Source organism: Kosakonia sp. MUSA4 (assembly GCF_013085925.1).
In the GTDB taxonomy this organism is placed as follows: Bacteria; Pseudomonadota; Gammaproteobacteria; order Enterobacterales; family Enterobacteriaceae; genus Kosakonia; species Kosakonia sacchari_B.
The window spans coordinates 61,607-78,368 of record NZ_CP025697.1; the positions used below are offsets into that span (position 1 = coordinate 61,607).

General features: G+C 57.3%; 12 protein-coding genes. 11 read left to right on the forward strand and 1 reads right to left on the reverse strand.

Annotated features, from left to right (window positions below; genetic code table 11):
• Positions 1-235: 235 nt before the first annotated feature.
• The 11 genes from C0557_RS00285 to C0557_RS00330 all read left to right on the forward strand — a co-directional run bounded on the left by C0557_RS00285 (position 236) and on the right by C0557_RS00330 (position 15,957).
• On the forward strand, positions 236-1,000 hold the full coding sequence (locus C0557_RS00285) for an IclR family transcriptional regulator (RefSeq protein ID WP_074779804.1): 765 nt from the start codon (positions 236-238) through the stop codon (positions 998-1,000).
• Between the two features lie 61 nt (positions 1,001-1,061).
• Positions 1,062-2,654, forward strand: a complete 1,593-nt coding sequence (locus C0557_RS00290) for an OPT/YSL family transporter (RefSeq protein ID WP_208662730.1) — start codon at positions 1,062-1,064, stop codon at positions 2,652-2,654.
• Between the two features lie 24 nt (positions 2,655-2,678).
• Positions 2,679-3,617, forward strand: a complete 939-nt coding sequence (locus C0557_RS00295; RefSeq protein ID WP_208657100.1) for a DUF1177 domain-containing protein — start codon at positions 2,679-2,681, stop codon at positions 3,615-3,617.
• A gap of 1 nt (position 3,618) precedes the next feature.
• Complete coding sequence (locus C0557_RS00300; protein ID WP_208657101.1) at positions 3,619-4,299, forward strand: AroM family protein; 681 nt, start codon at positions 3,619-3,621, stop codon at positions 4,297-4,299.
• Positions 4,300-4,311: 12 nt separating this feature from the next.
• Positions 4,312-5,004 carry a dipeptidase PepE gene (gene pepE / locus C0557_RS00305; protein ID WP_208657102.1) on the forward strand — a complete coding sequence of 231 codons (693 nt, stop codon included), beginning with the start codon at positions 4,312-4,314 and terminating at the stop codon, positions 5,002-5,004.
• 425 nt (positions 5,005-5,429) lie between these two features.
• Positions 5,430-7,646 carry a type VI secretion system Vgr family protein gene (locus C0557_RS00310; protein WP_208657103.1) on the forward strand — a complete coding sequence of 739 codons (2,217 nt, stop codon included), beginning with the start codon at positions 5,430-5,432 and terminating at the stop codon, positions 7,644-7,646.
• Between the two features lie 10 nt (positions 7,647-7,656).
• Entirely contained in the window at positions 7,657-9,207 is a 1,551-nt protein-coding gene (locus C0557_RS00315; protein WP_208657104.1) for a hypothetical protein, read from the forward strand.
• Positions 9,204-9,332: a hypothetical protein gene (locus C0557_RS27540; RefSeq protein WP_007372454.1), complete on the forward strand. Its 129-nt coding sequence runs from the start codon at positions 9,204-9,206 to the stop codon at positions 9,330-9,332. The genes C0557_RS00315 and C0557_RS27540 overlap by 4 nt, the downstream gene beginning before the upstream one ends.
• 9 nt (positions 9,333-9,341) lie before the next feature.
• Positions 9,342-13,403, forward strand: coding sequence for an RHS repeat-associated core domain-containing protein (locus C0557_RS00320; protein WP_208657105.1), 4,062 nt, complete (start codon positions 9,342-9,344; stop codon positions 13,401-13,403).
• A 2-nt stretch (positions 13,404-13,405) separates the two neighbouring features.
• Entirely contained in the window at positions 13,406-13,837 is a 432-nt protein-coding gene (locus C0557_RS00325; protein WP_208657106.1) for a hypothetical protein, read from the forward strand.
• Between the two features lie 257 nt (positions 13,838-14,094).
• Entirely contained in the window at positions 14,095-15,957 is a 1,863-nt protein-coding gene (locus C0557_RS00330) for a glycosyl hydrolase family 18 protein (RefSeq protein WP_208657107.1), read from the forward strand.
• 36 nt (positions 15,958-15,993) lie between these two features.
• Here the strand turns inward: C0557_RS00330 and C0557_RS00335 are convergent, their stop codons facing one another.
• On the reverse strand, positions 15,994-16,761 hold the full coding sequence (locus tag C0557_RS00335) for an inositol monophosphatase (RefSeq protein ID WP_208657108.1): 768 nt from the start codon (positions 16,759-16,761) through the stop codon (positions 15,994-15,996).
• Position 16,762: the final 1 nt, after the last annotated feature.

Here is a 16,762-nt window from a genome sequence, read left to right on the forward strand (position 1 = left end):
ATACGAAAAAAAGCTAAGCCATTCTTTTTTGATACAAGCCCGCCGTCATTACCTGCCGCTTTAGTGCACTCTTTGCGTGAAATGTCGCCATTTATGCACCATTTTTGATCGTTAATTTGGTGCGTGATTTTTGATCGATTTCATCAACTTTCCACGAATTCAGTGTGTTACGCGCTGGCACCTTTCTTGCAGTTCCATTTAATGAAACTTCAGTCCCATTTTATGAGACCGCACAATGTCCATTTTAGAAACGACAGCCAACATCCTGAAACTGATGGTGGATCTGCAAAGCGGCATCCGCGTGAGCGATGTGATTACCCACCTCGGCATGCCCAAAAGTACCGCCTCACGCGTGATGAGCCAGCTTGAATTCTGGGGGTATCTGGAAAAGGACGAAAGCCAGGGCACCTTTCTGCCTGGCCCGTTGATTATGTCGGCTTCACATCTCGTCAGCCGCCAAATTACCCTGAGCGATCACGTTGATGCGGCGCTGCGTAACCTGTGCGAACGCACGGGTTACACCGGCTATATTTCGATGCTCGATAACCAGGAGATCCTTGTGCTGCGGGTGATCCACGGCCGTCAGGCGCTGCCGGTTGTTACCTGGCCTGGTTCCCGCTCGCCGGCATGGGGAACCTCGACCGGCCGCGCGCTGCTGGCACGTTTTTCCGATACACAGCTCCATGATTTTTTTGCCAGCCCGCTGGTGGTATCGCAGCTTAGCGGTACACAGCAAGATGTCAGCATGCTGGTTGCTGCCGTGGCCCGTACCCGCGATGCCGGTTACGCAACGGCCGTGAATGAATCGGTTGCCGACACGGCTTCCGTCAGCTGCGCAGTCGGCGACCCGGCCACTCACGAAGCCGTGGCGTTCTGCCTCTCCTTCCCTCAACACCTTGCTACCCCTGAAGAGTTGCAACGGATCGCGACATTACTGAAAGAAGCTGCCCTCACCATCGCCGGAAAAACCGGTGACACGCTGGTGACCAGCTCGCTTTGATTTTTCCTTTTTTGCCAATACCAGGAGAATAACCGTGAGTCAGACTGTCTCATCCGAAACGCTGCCGGAACAGAGCGAGAGCCATCCGCGCGCTTTCGCCCCGGCCACATTGCTGTTGCTGCTGGTGCTCAGCATCTTCGGCGCCGTTATTGGCGTGCAACTGCTAACCACGCTGGGGGTCACGCCGAACACGGCAATCATCGGCGCGATGGCGGCGATGATCATCGCCCGCATTCCACTCCAGTGTTTCGCCCGTTTCCGCTCCATCCATATTCAAAACCTGGCGCAAAGCGCGACGTCAGCGGCCACCTTTGGCGCGGCGAACTCGCTGCTGTTGCCTATTTCAATTCCGTGGCTGTTTGGTCATCAGGAAATGGTCATGCCGATGTTTATCGGCGTGGCGCTGGCGATGTTGCTGGATGGCTGGCTGCTCTATCGCCTGTTCAATACGCGCATCTTCCCGGCCGAAGGTGCCTGGCCGCCGGGAATTGCGGCGGCAGAGTCGATTAAAGCGGGCGATCAGGGCGGCAAACAGGCAGCGTTGCTCGGCACCGGGATGGTGATCGGCGCTGTCGGCTCGTGGTTCAAATTTCCGATGGCGGCGCTGGGTACGGCGTTTATCGGCAATATCTGGGCGCTGGGCATGCTCGGCGTTGGCTTCCTGCTGCGCGGTTATTCTGCGCCGCTGTTCGGCATAGATATCAACAAACTCTACATCCCGCACGGCGTGATGGCGGGTGCGGGCGTGGTGGCGTTGTTCCAGATTATCCGCCTGATCCGCCAGAGCAACGGCCAGAAAGCAGCGCCGCATACCGCCGACGACGCGCTGCCGCAGGCGCAAAATGAGCAGATTGGCAAAACCATCCGCTTAGGCGCGCTCGGCTTTATGGCGATTTCAGTAGTGATTGCGCTTGGCAGCGGTCTGTATGCCCACCTCTCTTTGCCGTGGCTGGTGGCGTTTATGGTCTACGCCGCTTTCGCCGCCTTTCTGCATGAAATGATTGTGGGCCTTGCTGCCATGCACTCCGGCTGGTTCCCGGCCTTTGCCGTGGCGCTGATCACCTTACTGATCGGTATTCTGATTGGCTTCCCGCCACAAGCGCTGGCAATGCTGTGCGGTTTCTCCGCCGCTACCGGCCCGGCGTTTGCCGATATGGGCTATGACCTGAAAGCCGGATGGATTCTGCGCGGTAAAGGCGAACACACCCGTTTTGAACTGGAGGGCCGCCGTCAGCAACTGCTCGCCGCCATGCTGGCCTTTGTCGTCGCCATGCCGGTGGTGTTGTTTATCTTCCGCGACTACTTCTCGCAGGGGCTGGTGCCGCCGGTGGCAAAAGTGTACGTCGCCGCCATTAACGCCGGGGTGTCGTTTGATATCGCCAAATCGCTGCTCATTTGGGCCATTCCGGGCGCCATTATCCAGTTGATCGGCGGCCCCGGCCGTCAGATGGGCGTGCTGCTGGCGACAGGATTGCTGATCAATAACCCGCTGGCGGGTTGGGCGGTGATGATCGGTATCGCCATTCGCGCGGCGATGCTGCGCATTGGCGGCGAACCGATGCGTAACAAAATCGAGGTGCTGGCGGCGGGTTTGATCGCCGGAGACGCCCTGTTCAGCTTCTTTAATTCCGTCCTGCCGGGCGGCAAAAAGTAATCACGCCATTCCAGAGAAAATATTATGAGCTTACAACAAACGTTACAGGTCTTTGAGTTACTCGACAGCGCGTATGCCAGCGGCGACAAGGTGAAAACCCTGCTGGCGGGTTACAGCAATCTCGAGGTGAGCGTGAAAGCGGTCAGCGGCCCGAAAGGCAGCACCGACTTCGTTAAAATTGTTATTCCTGGCACCGAAGGTAAACGTCGCGGCGGCAGCGCGCCGACGCTGGGGATTGTCGGACGTCTGGGCGGCATTGGCGCGCGTCCGGGGCGAATTGGGCTGGTCTCCGACGCCGACGGCGCCGTGGCGGCGATTGCCAGCGCGCTGAAACTGGCGGAGATGCAACGCCAGGGCGACAGCCTGCCCGGCGATGTGATTGTCACCACCCATATCTGCCCGGATGCGCCAACGCGACCGCACGAGCCGGTTGATTTTATGGATTCGCCGGTCGAAACCGAAGACATGAACGAGCAGGAAGTCTCTGACGAAATGGATGCGGTGCTGTCGATTGATACCACCAAAGGTAATCGCATCATCAACCATAAAGGCTTTGCCATTTCGCCGACGGTCAAAGCGGGTTACATCCTGCGCGTGGCGGAAGATCTGCTGCGCGTCATGGAAATGACCACCGGGCAACTGCCGGTCACTTTCCCGATCACCACCCAGGACATCACACCGTACGGTAATGGGGTTTACCACCTGAACAGCATCCTGCAACCGTCGATTGCCACCGCCGCGCCCGTGGTTGGCGTGGCGATTACGGCGGTAAGCGTTGTGCCGGGCTGCGGCACCGGGGCGAGCCACGAAACGGATATCGCGCTGGCCTGTAAATTTGCCGTAGAAGTGGCAAAAGAGTTCACGCGCGGCACCTGCCAGTTCTTCGATAAAGCGGAATACCAGCGCCTGCTCGATCTGTACGGTTCGCTGGCGCATCTGCAAAAACGTCAGCCGGGAGTGTGAAATGGCGCTCCGCAAAATCGGTACGCTGACCATCGGCCAGGCACCGCGCAGCGACATCACGCCAATCCTCGATGCGGCGTTACCCGCGCAGGTAAGTTGCCTGCACGCCGGGGTGCTGGATGGGCTGGATGATGCCGCCATCGCGGCGCGTTTTGCGCCACAACCTGGCGATGCATTGCTGACTTCGCGCCTGCTGGACGGGCGAGCCGTGGTGATGGGCAAACCGGCGGTCGGCGAAGCGCTGCAACAGAAGATCGACGGGCTGGAAGCGCAGGGCTGCGAGATCATCGCTATTCTTTGTACCGGCGAGTTTCACGGTTTGAGCAGCAAAAAAGCGTGGTTGATCGAGCCGGATCGGATCCTGCCACCGACGCTGAATGCGCTGGTGGGAACGCGTCGCGCCGGGATCCTGGTGCCGCTGGAAGCGCAGATCGCCAGCGAGCTGGAGAAGTGGCGCGGCGCCGCGCAAACGCCGGTGTTTGCCGTTGCCTCGCCCTATACCGCCAGTGAAGACGAGGTGGCCGATGCCGCCCGCTCGCTGCACGCGCAGGGCGCGGAAGTGATTCTGACCGACTGCATGGGCTACACCGCCTGGCATCAGGCGATTTGCGCCCGCCACGTCCCACTGCCCGTTGTATTATCGAATAAGCTGTTAGCCGATCTGCTACGCAATTTGCTGTAAAAGGAGAGGGTTATGGATTTGCTGTTACTGAGCAATTCGGTGCTGCCTGGCACCGAATATCTGGAATATGCGCTGCCGCTGCTGAAAGCGCAGCTTGGCGGGCGTCGCAAGGTGGTATTTATTCCCTTCGCGGGCGTAACGCAAAGCTTTGATGCCTATACGGATAAAGTCCGTCTGGCGCTGGCGGAGCTGGATCTGTCGATCACCGGCATTCATACCGTGGACGACGCGCCTGCGGCGATTGCCGCCGCAGAGATTGTGATGGTTGGCGGCGGCAACACGTTTAACCTGCTGAAAAATTGCCGCGAGCGCGGGTTAATCGAACCGATCCGCCAGGTCGTTAACAACGGTGCGCTGTATGTTGGCTGGAGCGCCGGGGCGAATCTGGCCTGTCCGACGATCCGCACCACCAATGATATGCCGATTATCGATCCGGGCGGTCTGGATGCGCTCAATCTGGTGCCGTTGCAGATCAACCCGCACTTTACCAACGCGCTCCCCGCCGGGCATCAGGGCGAAACGCGTGAACAGCGCATTCGCGAGCTGCTGGTGGTGGCGCCGGAACTGGAGGTGATCGGTTTACCGGAAGGAAGCTGGATCGCGGTACAGGACGGCCACGCGCAACTCGGCGGCGACAAACCGGCTCTGCTGTTTAAAGCCGGGCAACCGGCCATTACGCTGGCTGCTGGTCACCGTTTTTTCTGACATCGACAATGGCCCGCTGGCGGGCCATCTCTTTATTTTCTGGCATATAATTAAACTTGCCTAAAATAACCTGCGTAATTATTTAATTGTTGGCGTTGAGGATAATATTACCATCTCAAAATATATGATACGCGGTTAATATGTTGGCTGAATCGCATAACCTAATAACCATAAATAAATTGCGTAAATAAACACTGGTCTTAATTTTCAATGTGTTATCATAAACTCATGAAAATGGGATGATTCTTAACTACCAATCAGTGCGAGTTTCAACTATATCCAGTTAATATCGCCCGTAATAAATTATTATCGGTCAGCAGGGAATAATACCCGCACCGCAAAACTCTATTTAATAATTACCTGCGCTGAAGGCGTGGAAACACCTCTTCGCCCGGAATATTCGCCTCTGCAATAAAGGAACACGTATGGTTAACCGGATAACCGTTCTGTCATCCTCCGGAAGTGATTCGCTCTTATTCTGGACGTTTAAAGGGGAAGAACAGCTCTCCACGCCCTTTCGCTTTCAGGTCGAGCTGCTGAGCAAAGATTTCACCCTCGATCGGCAAAAACTGCTGGGCCAGGAGATGACGGTGGTGATCCCAACGCAGTTGGGAACGACGCGCTATCTGAGCGGTAAAGTCACGGCGATCTCCGCGCGCTCGGAAGAGCTGGATGGCACGCGCTATGCGGTGTATCAGGCGACCCTTGAGCCGGATTTCTGGCCGATGATGCGCGATCGCAATTTCCGTATTTTCCAGCAGCAGCGCGTACCGGACATCGTCAGCACCCTGTTTTCCGAATACCAGGTCAAAATTGAAAACAAACTGACGCGCAGTTATCGCCAGTGGGATTACTGCGTGCAGTACGCCGAGAGCAGCTTCCATTTTATCAGCCGTTTGCTGGAGCTTGAGGGCATCAGCTACCTGTTCCGCCACGGCAAAGAGGGACACACGCTGGTACTGATGGATGATTACGCGCAAGCGGAGGCGTTTCCCGGTTATGAAGTGATTCCGTGGCATGCGCAAAGCGGCGGCGGTGCGGTGAACGAAGAGGGCGTCAGCCAGTTACTGGCGCGGCATATCGTTACGCCTGGCCTCTACAGCACCGACGATTACGACTTCCGCAAGCCCCATGCCTGGATGCTGCAAACCCTGCAAAACCCCGTTTCGCCAACTCCCGGAAAAATCGATGTCTATGACTGGCCAGGCCGTTTTGTGGAGCATGGCGACGGCGAATCGTATGCGCGTATCCGCCAGCAATCCTGGCAGGCGGAACAGCAGCAAATGCAGGGCAGCGCAACGGCGACCGGTATTGCGCCGGGGCACACCTTTACGCTGATCCGCTCCCCTAACGATGCCGACAACGCGCAGTGGCTGGTGGTGGGCGCTCGCTATGATTTTGCCGAAAACCAGTATGCTTCCGGCGATATTGGCGAGACGCAGCAGCGCATCGACTTTACCGTTATTCCGGCATCAACGCCGTTCCGCCCGGCCGCCGTCACCGACTGGCCGCGCACCTACGGGCCGCAAACGGCAAGAGTCGTGGGGCCTGCGGGCGAGTCGATCTGGACGGACAAATATGGCCGCGTCAAAGTGAAATTCCACTGGGATCGGCAAAGCCCGGGCGACGAGAACAGCTCCTGCTGGGTGCGCGTCTCCAGTGCCTGGGCCGGGCAGGGCTACGGTGGGGTGCAGATCCCGCGCGTCGGTGATGAAGTGGTGGTCGATTTTATTAACGGCGAGCCGGACAGGCCAATCATCATCGGCCGCGTCTACAACGAAGCCAGCATGCCGCCGTGGGCGCTACCAGCGGCGGCCACGCAGATGGGTTTTATGAGCCGTTCCAAAGATGGCTCGCCGGATAACGCCAACGCCCTGCGTTTTGAGGATAAACCGGGCGCTGAGCAGCTCTGGCTGCATGCCGAACGCAATATGGATACGGAAGTTGAAAACGATGAAACCCATGATGTCGGCAGCAACCGCACTAAAACCGTCGGCAAAGACGAAACCAGCCACATCAAGCAGAACCGGACGCGCACCGTCGATGGCAATGAAACCATCACCGTGGGCCAGGATCGCAGCAAAACCATCAACGGTAATGAAACCACCACGGTGCAGCAAAACCGTACCGAGAGCGTGAAGGGTAACGAAAGCCTGAGCGTGGAGCAAAACCGCGACGAAACCATTACCGGCAACCACACCACCACGGTGAAAAGTAACAATACCGGCACTGTTGAAGGTCATCAGACGCTGACGGTGGTCCAGGATCGCACCCGCAGCGTACAGGGCAATGAGAAGGTTAGTGTCCAGCAAAACCGCACTGTGCAGGTGATCGGCAACCAGACGCTGGAAGTGACCGGTAACCGCAATGTCACCGTCAGCAGCAATGAGACGCGCACGGTGACGCAAAAACAGGACGTCAGCATCGGCGCCGGACGCACGCTGAGCATTACCGGCGGCGATACCCGTTTTACCCAGGGCAGTGTGGCCGACAGCGCGACGGACACCTTCCGCATCAACGTGGGCGAGAGCGGCATCCTGATTGGCAACGGTAGCGTGGAGATCACCGCAGGCGGATCGACCATCACCATTAACGCCGCCGGGGTGATGGTCAATGGCAAGAAAATTGAGCTGAACGCCTGATGGGGATGCCATGAACGCCAGCAAAAACCCCAGTGAAAAGGTGATGAGCGAGCTGGAAGTAAGCTGGCTGGATGCCAGCGAAGATGCCGCCGCACGGCTGTTTATCTGGCGTGTTCCGGCAAACGGCGAATCGCTGCTGGATGCTTTTTTCGCGCTGCAACAGCATCCGCAGGGGCGCTCATTGCCCGATCTGTTCCTCAGCTTCAACACGCCTTTTGAAACCGGATACAGCTACAGCGAGGCGCTGGGCCGTGAATTCGTTGAGCAGTATGAAGCGACGCCCGATGCCGCTTTCTGGGATGCCGAACCCTGGCTGCCCTGCTACAGCGCCGGGCAGTTACGCAGCCTGTTGCAGAACTTCGCCGCACAGTTTGCCGACGATCTGCGCTATCTGGTGCTGGTGCTGAAACCTTCCGCTGTCAGCGATGAGAGCGCCATGCTGCGCTGGCTCCATCGCTGGCTGGAACAGGGCGCTGACGCGCCGCGCCTGTTATTGATCGACACCGTTGAACAGCCGATCTGGCAGCCGCTGTATACCGCAAATCCGCGCCATGTCCGGCTGATTGAGGATCGGATTGATGGTATGAAGGTGATGCACCAGACCGCGCAGCAGCAGACCGACGCCGATGCCGACCGTTTACTGTTCCGTCGCTATCTGGCCGATGCCATGTTGCTGCTGGAAAAAGGCAGCGCCGCGCAGGTGGCGGCGCGCGGCAGCCTGGCGCTGGCGATTGCGCAGCGTCGCGGCTGGGCGGATCAGCAGGCGATGATGCATAACCTGATCGCCGGCGGCTGGCTCAAAGGACGCGATCACGCGCAGGCGGTGGAGCACTACCGCCAGGCGCAAAGCATCTCCGGCGAGGTGCCCGATCAGGCGGTAAAAGGGCAGTTGCGCACGCAAAGCACCTTTGGCGAGGCGGGCGCCTGGTTCGCCAGCAAAGAGTATCTTCAGGCGGCGAAAACCTACCGTCAGGCGGCGATTGAGGCGCAGGCCATCCCGCATCCGCTCTTTGCGATGGAGGGCTGGCGGATGTGCGGTTTTTGCCTCTGGCTGTGCGGGCATCGCCCGGCGGCAATGGAGGAGTACGCCCGCGCCATTCAGGCGGCGGAGCCTGTTCCCATCACGGAACGCGGGCAAACCACCTTGCCGCTGGTGTTCCAGGATTTGTTGCGTATGCATGACAAGCGGCGCACCGAAGCCCTTGAAGCCTGCGCCACGCGCTGGCAGGCGGAAAAACAGAAGCTTATTGCGCAGGCGGAAGCGCAACTGCCGTCCGCGCCAGCGGTGGAGCAGGTTCGACAGGCCGACAGCCGTTTGCAATTACAACTTGAAGCGACCTTTACGCTGATCCGTGAAGAGCGTGAAAACCTGATCCGCCGCGGCGATGAGAGCTTTCGCCGCGTTATCCGGCTGGCGCGGGAGAAGCTGCATCCGCACTGGAACGGCCTGCCGGAAATCGCCCATCCTTTTGATGCGCCGCCCGGCGAGTGGCAACGCCTTCCCGCGTGGGGAGAGCGCGACGCATCGTTAACTGATACTGCAGGAAGCAACCCGCTATGAAAAATCGCATCATCATTATTGTTGTCGTCACCGTGCTGGCGCTGCTCTTTTTAAGCCTCTCTGAGAGCGATCTGGCGACCGAAGTTCGTACTTTCCTGCGCGCGCTGTTGCGTGCCATGTTCTGAGGTTAAGCGATGCACTCCGGCGCGCACTTCGATCCACAGCTCGGGCTGGATATTCACACCTATCCGTGGCCGCTGCCAACGCCGCACATCGGCATCGTTTTTGATGTCTTCGACTATCTGCCGCTGATTGGCACCACGGTTCACGTTAACAGCATCAAACGCGCCAGCGCCGGAACGGGCGGGATGGCGGTGCATATTCCGGTGGGCGGCGCGTGGATCCCGCCGCTGCGCGCGCCGGGCGGCCCGCAGATTGAAGACGAGCTGTTTATGGGCAGCAAAACCGTTTCGGTGGATGGCGAGCCGTTTTCCCGCATCGGTATGCCGGTGCTGAGCTGCAACATTATTGGCCTGATCCCGCCGTTTCGCCTCAAACGCGCCACCAAACCAAAACCCCTTTCGTTGACGTTGCCGCTGACGTTTAACCTCGCGCTGCCCAACAATGTGATTGTCGGCGGGCCGCCCACCATCAACCTGATGGCGCTGTTGATGCGCGCCGGGTTAAGCGGCCTGGGGAAAGGGTTTAAAAAACTGAAAAAAACGCCGCAGTGGCGGCTGTTTATGCGCCGTTTCCGCAAACTGCGGCAAAAGCTGTTTCGCAATATGGACCCTGGCTTCCTGAAATGCCGGGTACTGCGCGCCGAGCCGGTGGATATCCGCGACGGCAGCGTCAGCCTGGAGCAAATGGATTTCCTGCTGCCGGGCAGGCTGCCGCTGGAGTGGACGCGCAGCTATACCTCGTCCGACACGGAAATAGCAGGGATGTGCGGTTACGGCTGGTCCACCCCGGCGGATACCCGCCTTGAGGTGCTCGCCGATGAAGGCGTTGCCCTGCTGACGCAGGCGGAAGGGATGACGCTGTTTGCTGCGCTACCGCAGGCGGATGGCCGCGAACAGGCCATTACCGGCCTGCCGGACGGAAGCCGCCTGTGGCGCGAAACGCGCGAGGGCGAAGTGTGGTGGCGAATCGAGCAGGAGAGCGGCCCGGAGCTGCATTTCAGCGGTAAACAGGGCATGTTACCGGTACGCAGGCTGGCAGATCGTCACGGTAATGGCTGGGCGTTTGACTGGAACGGCGATGAATTGCAGCACATTCGCGAGTTCAGCCACGCGGGAGCGACCGGGCGCGAAATCCTCGTCACCTGGCAAAACGATCGGCTGCTGGCGCTGCGTTTGCGCAATACGCTGGATGGCGAGATAACTCCGCTGACGCGCTATGAATATGATGCGGATAACCAGCTTAGCGCCGAGATCGATGCGCTATCGCACCCGCGCCATTTCTTCTGGCAGCAACGCTATCTGCTAAGCCATGTGGATCGCAACGGCCAGGGGTTCCATTACCAGTACGATGATGCCTGGCGGGTGATTCATGCCTGGGGTGATGGCGGCGTTTGGGATTATCGCTTTGCCTGGCACGAACTGCTTAACGAAGTGGAAATAAGCGATTCGGCGGGCAATATCTCGCGCATTACCTTTGATGAAAACGGTTTGCCGATCGCGGAAATCGATCCCACTGGTGGCAATACGCTGTTTCGCTATGACGATGTTGGCCGTACGGCGGAGCTGGTGGAGCCGGATGGCAGCAGCTGGCGCTGGGAGTATGACGAGCGCGGGCAGATGGTTGCTGAACACCTGCCTGATGGCAGCGTCGTGCAGGCGAGCTATAACGACTGGGGTGATCTGATTGCGGTAACGGATGAGCAGGGAGCCAACTGGCGCACGCAGTTCGATAGCGGCGGTAACCTGGTGGCTGAAATTGACCCAACGGGCGTGACGTCGCGTTATCACTATGATGCGTTCGGCCAGCTGACTGCCGCCGAGATTCCTGGCTCTCCGCCAACCCAGTATCACTATGATCGATTCGGTTTTTTAACCGCCGGGCACGCTGCTGGCGGCGGTGTGACCCGTTTTCGCTACTCGGTGCGTGGTACGTTGCAGGAGCGCATTGATGCCGATGGCGGTATCACCCGTTTCCACTGGGATATGAAAGACCGGCTGGTCGCCACGGTTGACCCGGCGGAAGGTGAAGTGCGCGTCAGCTATGATCGGGAAGATGAGCCGCTGCAATTCACCGACGAGCAGGGGCGCGTAACGCGGTTTCGCTATACCGGCACGGGAATGCTTGCCGCCTGCGAAACGCCGGATGGCGCGACGCTCGGCTATCAGTACGATGCCGAAGATCGCCTGCTGGCGGTGATCAACCAGAACGGCCAGCGCTGGCAGTTCACCCGCGATGCGCTGGGCCGGGTCACGGCGGAGAGCGATTACTGGGGGCAGATAACGCGCTATGGCTGGGATAATGCCAGCCGGTTGATCCGCCGCGAAGATCCACTCGGGCGTGAAGTTCGCTACGGCTACGACCGCGCCGGGAGGCTTTGCGAACGGCGCAGCGGCGACACGTTACAGGCGACGTTTAATTACGATCCCTGCGGGCGCATGGTGCTGTGCGAAAACCCGTGGCGGCGGCTGGTCTGGCGCTATGACCGCGCCGGGCGGTTACTGTGCGAGGAGCAGGACGGCTTCCAGTTGCGTTACGGCTATGACCCGCGCGGGCTGCTGATCTCGCGCGAGAGCGACGGCGGCCACCGGGTACGTTATGGCATGGATGAGCATGACAGGCTGAGCGAGGTGCAACTGAACGACGATGCGCCAATACGTTTCACTTACGATGCCTGCGGGCGCAGAGCCAGCGAGCAGCTCTCCGACGATGTTGAGCGCCGTTATCGCTACGATCGCCTTGGACGCTTAACGTCGCAGCAGGTGCTGAAAAACGATTTACCGCTGTTCGCCAGCGGCTTTGCTTACGATCGCACAGGCAACCTGACGCTGCGTGAAGACAGCCAGTGGGGCAGCGATCGTTATACCTACGATCCGGTGGGGCGTCTGGCGGCGCATACCGCACCGGACGGCGTGCTGCGCCAGTTTGTCCATGACGCGGCGGGCAACGCGTTACAGACGCAGATCCGCGATGTGAACGACAGTGCTGGCGGCTGGTTCCGCGAAGGCCTCCACCAGGGGACGCGCTATGTGTTTGACCGCGCCGGCGAACTGCGACAGCGCCGTAATGTGCAGAATGAGGGCGAAAAAGAGGACTTCATCTGGGATGAGAATCGCCAGTTGATCGCCGTACGTAAGGGTAACGAGCAGGTGCGTTATGGTTATGACGGCCTGGGAAGACGCGTCTTCAAACAAACCGCCAGTGAAACACGCTGGTTTTACTGGCAGGAGGATGCGCTGGCGGGCGAGACAGTCACTTCCACCCCGCAGCCGCTGGCGGCGCTGAGCATCTTTGATACCGGCGGGCGACTGAAGCGGCAAAAAGCGCAGGCGCAACTGTTCAGCACCCTGCGTGAGTACATCTACTACCCTGGCGGTTTCCGGCCGCTGGCGCTGGTCACGCAGGAAAACGGGCAGAAGCAGAGCTGGCACTATCACTGCGATCCGAACGGTGCGCCGGTGCGCCTGACCTCGCCCGGCGGGGAGATTGTCTGGTCGGAAAGAAGCGGCGCCTGGGGCGAAAAAGGCGAGATTTGCGCCAGCCGTATCGATAACCCGCTGCGTTTCCAGGGGCACTATTTTGATGGCGAAACCGGGCTGCATTACAACCGCTATCGCTATTATGATCCGGCGATTGCCGCCTATATCAGCCAGGATCCGCTTGGGCTTGCCGGAGGGCTGAATGTTTATGACTATGTGATTGCCCCGCAGACGTGGATCGATCCTCTCGGCTTAAAATGCTGGAATACTGCGCGGCGCGATTACTGGAAAGCTGAAGCCAAAGCCGCGCCGAAAGGCATGTATTCTTCGGTGAATATGTTGCGTATGCGGCTGGGGCTGGCGCCGCGCATTCGGGTGGAGGAGTACCACTTTAAGACCCGGCGTATCAGAACACGGAATGTATCGCTGGAACTGAACCACCGCATCTGGCCGCAACGGTCGGGCAAAAACGTCGATCTTCCCTATAACCTGGAGAAGGTGACGCCATGGGAGCATGCCGCGAAGGATCCTTACAGGCATACTGGCTCCCGATTGATTAAAATTGTTCAGGATGTTGGCAACTATACGGGACGCTAAATATGACACTTAACGAATTCATGCACACTGAAAGCTACGCGAACTATCTGGATGCGCTGGATCTGGCGCTGCCGGAAAAAATTGACCGCGTGACGCCGGTTCATGATTTTATTATTGAGGTGGATAATGAATCTTTACAGCATGCCGCCGTTAGCTTTGATGAACTGGATGCGTTAATAAAAAATGATCGTGAAAAAACAATTGCCTGGATCGTTAAGAAGAATGAAAAATATTTAGAAACCGGCGGCGAAGATAACATTGTCAATAACGCGCCGCAGATTAATTTCCCGATTGGCCATTTGATTGAGTATCGCCTGCTCGAACGTAATCCCGACGGCCTGGTTGATTACATCAAAGCGATAGGCATTCCTGGTGCGAAGAAATACGCAAAAGAGCTCAGTGCGCTCTATGCGGAAATACAGGAAAGTAAATAATATTTCGCCGCTCAATATTTTTTATGTCTGGCCTGATATTTTTTAATATCGGGCCGCTGCTATTATAGAGTTTCTTGCTGTGAATTAATCAATTGAATATCCGCATAGAGAATTCTCAATCGAAAGGGAAAGATCCCGCATTGCGAATATCCGTTTCCTATAATGAAAACTCCGAAATAAAATGTAATATGTCGGCGTTGTTTAGAGGTACGTTAACCAGTAGCAAAAAACTGATTATTAATAGATGAGGAATTAGAATGAAAGGGATTTTTAAGCGCAATCGAATTTGTGCTGGCCTTGCATTAGCTGGCATGGTTGGTTTTAGTGGTCACCTTTTTGCTGCAACGGATTATGCGGATACAATGCCTTCTATCGAAGGTAAAAAAGTGCTGGTCGGTTACTGGCACAACTGGGATCAGGGTTTCTCTGGCGATTACGCTCAGGGCTACCCGTTAAAAATGGCGCTGAAAGATACGCCGAAAGAGTATAACGTCGTGATGGCGGCCTTTATGAAATCCGCTGGCGGCGCAACGATGCCGACCTTCGTTCCTTATTACGGCACCGATCAGAGCTTCCGCGAGGAAATTGCCGCGCTGAACGAACGTGGTCAGGCGGTTCTGCTGTCGCTGGGCGGCGCAGATGCTCATATTGAACTGCATGAAGCCAATGGCGACACCGAAAATCTGGCCAATGAAATTATTCGTCTGGTCGATGTTTATGGCTTCGATGGTCTGGATCTGGACCTTGAGCAGAGCGCTATTAAACTGGCTGATAACGAAACCGTTATTCCTGCTGCGCTGAAAAAAGTTCGCGAACACTACGAACAGCAGGGCAAGCACTTTATTATCAGTATGGCGCCGGAAATTCCGTATCTGACCAAAGCTAACCCGCAGTATCAAAATTATATTGAACGTCTCGATGGCTATTATGACTTCATCGCGCCGCAATATTACAACCAGGGCGCATTCGGCATTGGTTTCCAGCCGGACAATACTGCTACCGATGGCTGGTGGGTAAACTATGCGCAAAATGACGACGCTAAAAAATATGAATTCCTTTACCACTTCAGTAAAGAAATTATCACCAATAAACACGGTCTGTCTGCGGTTAAAATTCCGTCCAGCAAACTGGTTATTGGCCTGCCAAGTAATACTTCTGCTGCGGCAACCGGTTTTGTAAAAACGCCGGAAGATGTTTATCGCGTATTCGCGGATATGGAAAAAGAAGGCCTGCCGTTAAGAGGCTTGATGACCTGGTCTATCAACTGGGACGAAGGCGATAACGTTAATCACCAATCCTTTAACGGCCAGTTCCGTAAAGCGTATACCAACCTGATCCATGATGGCGGCGAAATGCCGGCACCGGAAGAAGATACGACGGCACCGAGCGTACCGTCTGAAGTACAGGGCACCAGCACGGCGACTTCTGTTCAACTGAACTGGAAAGCCTCTACCGATGACACCGGTGTTCATCACTACAGCGTATTCCGTAACCAGCAGAAAGTGGCTGACGTCACCACCACCACTTTTGCGGACAACAATCTGCAAGCGGAAACGGAATACCAGTACACCATCGTGGCTGTCGATGCGGCAAACAACGCCTCTGCCGCCAGCGCAGTTTTCAAAGTGAAAACGCAGGCTGCACCGGCTGTTGATACCGAAGCACCGTCCATCCCGACTGGCATGGGCACTGTAGAAGTCACGGACTCTACCATCGCTCTGCAATGGAAAGCGGCAACCGATAACGTCCAGGTGACCGGTTACCAGCTGTTCCGTGATGGTAAACTGATCGCGTCTCCGGCCACCCCAGCTTACCTGGATAAAGGCCTGCAGGCGGAAACTATCTATCAGTATCAGGTGATCTCTCTTGACGCTGCGGGTAACAAATCCGGGATGTCTGAGAAGCTGGATGTGACCACCAACGAGAAAGTGGAGTCCGCTTACCCGGCTTATCAGGAAAACTTCCCGTATGCTGCGGGTGATATTGTGACCGGTACTGACGGCAACGCTTACCAGTGCAAACCGTGGCCGTACACCAGCTGGTGTTCCGGCGCGGCCTTCGCCTACGCTCCGGGTACCGGTAGCGCCTGGTCTACTGCCTGGGACAAAATTTCCAAATAAGGATATTACGCCCCCGCTTGTCGGGGGCTTTTTGCTTCAGCCGTTTGGCAACAGTACCGGTTGCAGGCGTTTCCACACAGCCGGGCTTGCCGCCCACGCATTATTTCCCTGCGTCAGGCCATCACTGGCGAGAAAATCGTTGTGCATTCCCCCCGCTTCCTTAATCAGCGCCAGACCGGCTAGCGCATCCCAGCTATGCAGATGGGCTTCAAAATAACCATGCACCTGGCCTGCGGCGACGTGCGCCAGCATCAACGCGCCTGCGCCAAAACGGCGGTGCTCAATGCCATGTTCAAACAGGGTTTCAATGGTCTGCGTATAGTCGCGCGGCGGGGTACGGCTTGAGCGCCCCAGCCCCAGAACCACCGCCTCCGGCGACGGATCGCGGATCGTCAATTTCTGCTCGTTTAAGTACGCGCCTTTGCCCGTTTGCGCGAAGAAGAACTCGTTGCGATCGGGGGCATAAATGATGCCCAGCTCAATGTTGTGCGCGCGAACATAGGCGACGGAGATGCACCAGTAATCCATGCCGAGGATAAAGTTGGTGGTACCGTCGATCGGATCGATAACCCAGATACCGTCGCTTCCCGGCTCCATCCCGCGCTCTTCGCCGAGCAGGCCATCCTGCGGGCGCTGCGTTTTCAACCATGCACGCAGTTCGTTTTCCACATACACATCCGCCTGGGAGACAAAATCCTGGCGGCCTTTCTGCTCAATCGTTAGCCCGTTATCGCGAAGTTGCTTCGCTTGCTGGCCGAGACGACGAATCAACGCGCAGAGCGCGTGGGTAAACTCTTCTGTCATA